The sequence below is a fragment of the Pasteurella oralis genome, from assembly GCF_002850605.1.
Taxonomy (GTDB): domain Bacteria; phylum Pseudomonadota; class Gammaproteobacteria; order Enterobacterales; family Pasteurellaceae; genus Pasteurella; species Pasteurella oralis.
The window spans coordinates 1-5,704 of sequence record NZ_NXGB01000015.1; the positions used below are offsets into that span (position 1 = coordinate 1).

At 34.8% G+C, this 5,704-nt stretch carries 7 protein-coding genes; all 7 read right to left on the reverse strand.

Annotated elements, in window-relative coordinates:
• Positions 1-161: 161 nt before the first annotated feature.
• Positions 162-833: a KilA-N domain-containing protein gene (locus tag C0975_RS11110; protein WP_101776434.1), complete on the reverse strand. Its 672-nt coding sequence runs from the start codon at positions 831-833 to the stop codon at positions 162-164.
• 258 nt (positions 834-1,091) lie between these two features.
• Positions 1,092-2,117 carry a hypothetical protein gene (locus tag C0975_RS11115; RefSeq protein ID WP_101776435.1) on the reverse strand — a complete coding sequence of 342 codons (1,026 nt, stop codon included), beginning with the start codon at positions 2,115-2,117 and terminating at the stop codon, positions 1,092-1,094.
• Positions 2,118-2,208: 91 nt separating this feature from the next.
• On the reverse strand, positions 2,209-3,114 hold the full coding sequence (locus C0975_RS11120) for a BstA C-terminal domain-containing protein (RefSeq protein WP_101776436.1): 906 nt from the start codon (positions 3,112-3,114) through the stop codon (positions 2,209-2,211).
• A 96-nt stretch (positions 3,115-3,210) separates the two neighbouring features.
• Positions 3,211-4,008 (reverse strand): hypothetical protein, encoded by a 798-nt coding sequence (locus C0975_RS11125; protein WP_101776437.1) that lies wholly within the window; start codon positions 4,006-4,008, stop codon positions 3,211-3,213.
• Positions 4,009-4,094: 86 nt separating this feature from the next.
• On the reverse strand, positions 4,095-4,463 hold the full coding sequence (locus C0975_RS11130) for a type II toxin-antitoxin system death-on-curing family toxin (protein WP_101776438.1): 369 nt from the start codon (positions 4,461-4,463) through the stop codon (positions 4,095-4,097).
• Positions 4,460-4,591, reverse strand: coding sequence for a hypothetical protein (locus C0975_RS11710; RefSeq protein WP_281255528.1), 132 nt, complete (start codon positions 4,589-4,591; stop codon positions 4,460-4,462). The genes C0975_RS11130 and C0975_RS11710 overlap by 4 nt, the downstream gene beginning before the upstream one ends.
• Positions 4,592-4,722: 131 nt before the next feature.
• Positions 4,723-5,445, reverse strand: coding sequence for an outer membrane beta-barrel protein (locus tag C0975_RS11135; protein WP_101776439.1), 723 nt, complete (start codon positions 5,443-5,445; stop codon positions 4,723-4,725).
• Positions 5,446-5,704 lie beyond the last annotated feature (259 nt).

Sequence of the window (5,704 nt, forward strand, 5' to 3'; positions counted from 1 at the left end):
GCTGGATGACAACTCACACCAAGAATAAATGCGAATATAATTGCAGCAGTCATGTTCCATAGATTGATGTGTTTCATAATCGTTTCCTTTTTGTTCAATTTGCTGAATTTTGGGTAAGACAAACCGCCACACGATAAAGTGCGGTCAGTTTCTGGGGAGTTTTAACGTAAGTAGTGAACTAGTTTATTTTCTGTATGATTTTGTAGATGTGGGTTGGAAAAGATGAAATCTTCAATCTCTTTTTTCCACGCTCTGTTTTTCATCTGCACTAGATTTTTCATGATGACTTTTTCTGAACTTTGTGCAAGATTGTAACTGGCAACACCGAGATTAAATGCTGTCTTATAGTTTCTATGGCTTTCAAGTTCTGAAAACAAATCCATTATTTTTTCCCACTCAAATGTAGATTCATTTAATTTAGCTATTGCTTTTGCAACAACATAAAATGCTTCTTCATCGAGTAAAATTCCACGTGGTTTTGGTTCAGGTAAAGCGAGTTGTTGGGGTTGTTCAACTTGATTTAAAAATGCTCGCAACACGATTAGATGAAATGCAGGGCTTATCCAAGCTGCATAGGCGATAACAAGTTCTTTGCAAGCCCAAGTACCTTGTTTTGAAATATCAGCACCGCCATGTATTGTTTTCAAAGCGAAGATCGTTTTTGTGCTTCGCTCATTTTCAATCTCTTTCACAAGTTCTTTAGTTTGTTCATTTCGAGCGAATAGGCTTGGTCGATGTTTTACATCGTTTCCACTAGCAAAATGAAGATCGTTTAAAGAATAGAGATTATCTAAAGTGCGAATAGATTTTGATAAGATTTGTAGATTAGTCATTTTGATTTCCTTTACTGTTTTTCGAAATTTACCCAGTTTCGACACTGGGCGTCGGGAGGTTCGAAAGCCTGTAAAGGTTAGGCTGGAGTTATTCCGCTTGCGCGTATTGTATTCCTCACCCTCCCGACATAGTCAGGATTACGGATATAAAAAAAGCCGCTCTTGGCGACCAGTTACACTATCCGCCTTTACTAGGTTTCGACACCTTAAGGCTGATAGTAAAATAAAAGGGTGGTGGTTGTCAAATTAGATTTTGTTTTATTCTTCCGTTACAATCGCAGAGAATGTAGCTTGTTCAATTTTTCCTGCTCTGCGTTTTATCATTCCACTTAGCTTAATGGTATTAATGTCTTTTATGCGGTCGATAATGGTATTTACACCTTCATCGCCTAACATATCAGGATCTATGTTTGCAGTGAAGGTTTCACCTGAAATCGTGCGAGCAAAAATGGATATTTTTCCTTCTTGGCGTTTTACTCCATCAATGTATAGGTCTAATGCTTCAGGAAGAGTCTGTGCTTTTTCTTGTTTATCTAAATCCTCAACAATTTTTTCTAATTGTGGTTTTTTTAGTTGGATAGTTGAATTGTCAATTTGAGTAAAAGTGACTTCATCTGCGTCACTTACTGATCGTGCTATTTCTGCAAATCCTTTCTGAGTATGAGATTCTATTGCTTCAATAGAGTGTTTAAATCGTGGATTTCGACTCTCTGTTGCAATTTCTTGAATTGTGGATAAGATTTTATCCAATTTTTGAGTTTCGTTTTCAGAAACTACTTTGTCTTTTTCCGCTTGAATCTTTACTACTTCAATCTCTGATTGATTTTCTATATATTTTTCTGCTCCAAAATAAAGTCCAGCACAGATTGTTAGTGCAATGATTGTAAGTACTTTTTGATTTCCAGTCATACCATTAGTCACTTCTTTTACAAGGTCTTTAGCAGAATTACAAAATTCAGTAAGGTTAGCTATAATCTGAGTGCATCCATCATTAATTTCAAATTGGATTTCTAAAGCTTCTTTTTCTTTCTGAGTGAGTTTTCTTAAATCTGGTACGCCTGCTTTAATTTCAGCATAGGCTTTCCAAATTTCGTTTTGATATTCACATATTCCTTTACAAATTGCAAAATTCAATGAGCCATTATAACGATTAGGATCACCCTGTATTTTGATTTTTAGTTGATTAAGGAAAGAAAAATCAATTTTATCAAATTCAACAGAGGAACTGTTTTTTAATTGTTGAATAAAATTAGTTAATTCTTGTTCGTTTTCAATTTTCCACATAGAAATTCCTTAATTTAGACGCAAAAAAAGCCGTTCAAAACGGCTTGTAGTGCGGTTATCTTAATCCGAAAGAACAGTGGTTGTCAAATGGTTAGTTTTTAAAAGCTTCAATTAACTTAGTTGCATCTTCATTGCCTTTTGGTAAGTAGGTGGCTTTTTTGAGTATATAGGCTGGGAATTTTGTTAGTAGATATTCCTGCTTAAACCATCTTCTAAATTCAGGTAATGCGGCATCTGGGTAAGCATTGATTTTTTGCGGATTAGATTTAGATTGTCTAAATGCTTCTGGGTAATAATGAGAACAATCTTTGACTTCACCTAAACTTTGACTTAGATTATTTGTTCTCCAATGAGCTGACCAAGCAAGCCCAACACTAATATCTGGAACAGTATATTGGTTTACTACTAATCCTGAATTAATAAGGTCGATCATCATTCCTGCAATTTCATTAAACACAATGAAATATCCTTCGGGAACACTTGCTTTATTTTTGATTAAGGAGACTCTATCGTGGTAGTGTTTCCAAGCATCATCAGGAACGTAACCAACAGATTTGTAAATATATTCTCTTAGTCCGTATCTTGCTAAGTTTCGATATGAGCGAACCGCAACTTGATTATCTGTCTTTGACGATTCGAAAGCATAAAATTCTAAAATAGCCATACAAACCACATCTGGGAATGCATAGTATTCTACACCATTCTTAATAAAAGGGATAAAGAGTTTTGGGTTGTCAAATCCACGTTCTCTAAGATAAGAGCTGATAAATGTCATTTTTCCTTTTTTGAAAATGCCACTTTCAATTGATTCCGCCCATTCGTCAGAAATTTCTTTAATACGTAGTCGTTGAACACCACAGGCAGTTGCTAATCCATTTTGAGTAAGGTAAGGGATGCCATTTGCAAGCACACCCATTTCTATGCCATCAATAACCGTTTCAGCACTCACTTCAATATCTAATGGAACCACTTTTGGGGTAGATCTTTTTTCTGTCATTTTTACTCCTAACTGATTGATTTTATTATGTAAGTATGATGTTCTTTTTTGCTATTTTGGTTGAGCCTTAATCTGAAAGAGCGGTGGTTTGTCAATTTAGATTTTATTCATTGAGTTGTTTAACTTTAATATTTTGTAGATAACAGGCTCTTCATCAATATATTCAACTAAAACATCAACTAAGAAAATTTTATGGTACGGGTATTCTTCATTTAATATCATTTTTTCTTTGAGTGTCTTGTCTTCAAATTTTACTCGTACAGGCTTTTGTGATACTGCAGGAATAATAGCTCTATCGTGTGCTTTGCTTTGAGCATCTGCGGTGGATGACCAGTATAGTGTCGTGTTTTGTAAAGTGTTTTCTTCTCGCTCTTTGAGTAGTTTTAATTCTCGGTTAATATTGTTTTGTGCCAATCCTGCAAGTGCATTGTCTGCGTGTAGATGTATATGTACATCGCCTTGATTATTAGAAACTTGTAAATTGAATTGTGCTTTAGGATCGATTGCGATAGGCTCTAAAATGTTATTGGCATTTTTCAACATATTCGCAGTAAGGCGTTCAGGCTTTTCGCCTCTATTCATTGCCCAATCTAAAATGTTTTTCAAGTGCCCTCCAAATTCAAAAATCGCATTTGCTTGCTCAATAAGTGGATATGTGCTTGATACTAGTGCTGCAAGCTCAATTAGAAAACAGCCTTGTGTGATTTTTTCTACATAGATATGCTGTTCACAGGGTTCAATATCAATTTTGTTGTCTTGTATAAATTGACGATATTCTGCAGCAATACCTTCCATACTTTGACAAAAAACTGATAGCTGCAATGGCTCGCTATTATCAATTTCGATTAGTAGTTTCATATTTTTATCTATTGTGTAATGTGTTTCAGCAACCATAGCCCACCTCAAATTTTAGATACAAAAAAAGCCGTTATTAAACGGCTTGATGCAGATAGTAAAATAAAAGGGTAGGGGTTGTAAAGTTATTTTTCGATGAGTTGTTGTAGATGTTGAGATAACTGCAGAAAATTCAGTTTTCCACTTGCTACATCAACCATAGTATCATCTAAGCCATGATTAGGTGGGATTTCAATGCCTTGTAAATCTAAATAAGTAAGCATCGTAACCATCGCAGTACGTTTATTGCCATCAGGAAAAGCATGAGCTTTAGCAATTGCTACTGCATAAAGTGCAGCTATATCAAAGATATTGTCTGTATTTTCGTATAACATCCAATTATCAATGCGTGCCAAAGCACTATCTAGCCTACCAATATCTGCAACACCTTTTAGACCTGGTTCATTTTCTAAGATTGCTTGATGAATAGCTAGGACTAATTCAACGGTGATCATTTATATGCTAACGCCTTAATTTCTTTGTTATGCGCTTTAATCACACGCTTTGCAGCAGCTAATACTACTCGCTTTCCTGCATCGCCTTTTAGCTCTATTTTTACAGGTTTTGTATCTTTTGATGACATTGTTTTCTCCTATAAAAAAAGCCGTTCAAAACGGCTTGTAGTGCGGTTATCTTAATTCGAAAGAGAGCGGTTTGTCAAATAAAAAAGCCGTTATTGAACGGCTTTGGGTTATGTAAATATTACGCTACTTATCAGAATTTAAAGCCAATAGAGAAGCGTAGTGCGTCATTGTTGTATGAGTGATATCCTGACTCATACTCTTTTCCGTTGTAAATTCCTACAATATTGATAGAAGAATTAGTGTGATAATATCCAATCTCAACTAAGAATGATTTATACTCCATACCCATGCCTAAACCCCAATAAAGTCCGTTTTTAGTTTTTAGATTAAAGGCTCTGGAATAATCTAGGGTAGGGTTGGAATCTTTAATATCATATGTAGTATTGCGTATTTTATTGAAGGAGTAACCTAAATTACCATTGAAATAAAGTGTCGTGTTCTGATTAAGAGGATAGTTTTGTTTAATGGCTAAATAAACGGGAATAGAGGAATAGCGATTTATTTTGAATTTTTCTGTAATTGTCTCAGTTTTACTAGACCCTCGGTAAGTTGCAGAAGCGACATGATTGAACCCTTTGCGTTTAATATAACCCATCCCAAGACCAATCTCTGTTTGTGGTAAAATGTTATATGTAGTTTCTAAAAAAATACTTGGTGAGAAAGTATTCTTTTTTGATGTGATAGCAGTACTATTAAGAAAATGATTTCTTATTGTTGTTGACATTTCTACTGACTCAAAACGAGAGGTTAAATCAATCCCCGCTTTACCATAAAAATTAAATTGACCAGCTTGAGCGATTGCAAAAGCAGGAAGAACTGACAACGTTGTTAAAAGTAATGTGTTAATTTTCATAATAACGTTCCATGTGTAGTGATATAAAATAATAATTTGGTAGGTAAATTTACCTTTTTATATACTAAATTAGTAGATGGTCAAAAGTAAAGCATATTATCAATAAAGCGCACTTGTCTAACATTTGTCCCGGTTGTACTTCCCAAGATTTCTCTGTAAATGTGCTTTATTGATATTTGCTTGGCTTTTTTACCTTGCCCAAGCTACAAGGCTTATGGTCACCACAACACATAAGGAATTTTTATACTTGCGTTTGGGC

What these genes read in the sequence shown, in the direction of transcription:
- C0975_RS11110 (WP_101776434.1), bottom strand. Translation starts at nt 833, where the DNA reads ATGACTAATCTACAAATCTTATCAAAATCTATTCGCACTTTAGATAAT.
- C0975_RS11115 (WP_101776435.1), bottom strand. Translation starts at nt 2,117, where the DNA reads ATGTGGAAAATTGAAAACGAACAAGAATTAACTAATTTTATTCAACAA.
- C0975_RS11120 (WP_101776436.1), bottom strand. Translation starts at nt 3,114, where the DNA reads ATGACAGAAAAAAGATCTACCCCAAAAGTGGTTCCATTAGATATTGAA.
- C0975_RS11125 (WP_101776437.1), bottom strand. Translation starts at nt 4,008, where the DNA reads ATGGTTGCTGAAACACATTACACAATAGATAAAAATATGAAACTACTA.
- C0975_RS11130 (WP_101776438.1), bottom strand. Translation starts at nt 4,463, where the DNA reads ATGATCACCGTTGAATTAGTCCTAGCTATTCATCAAGCAATCTTAGAA.
- C0975_RS11710 (WP_281255528.1), bottom strand. Translation starts at nt 4,591, where the DNA reads ATGTCATCAAAAGATACAAAACCTGTAAAAATAGAGCTAAAAGGCGAT.
- C0975_RS11135 (WP_101776439.1), bottom strand. Translation starts at nt 5,445, where the DNA reads ATGAAAATTAACACATTACTTTTAACAACGTTGTCAGTTCTTCCTGCT.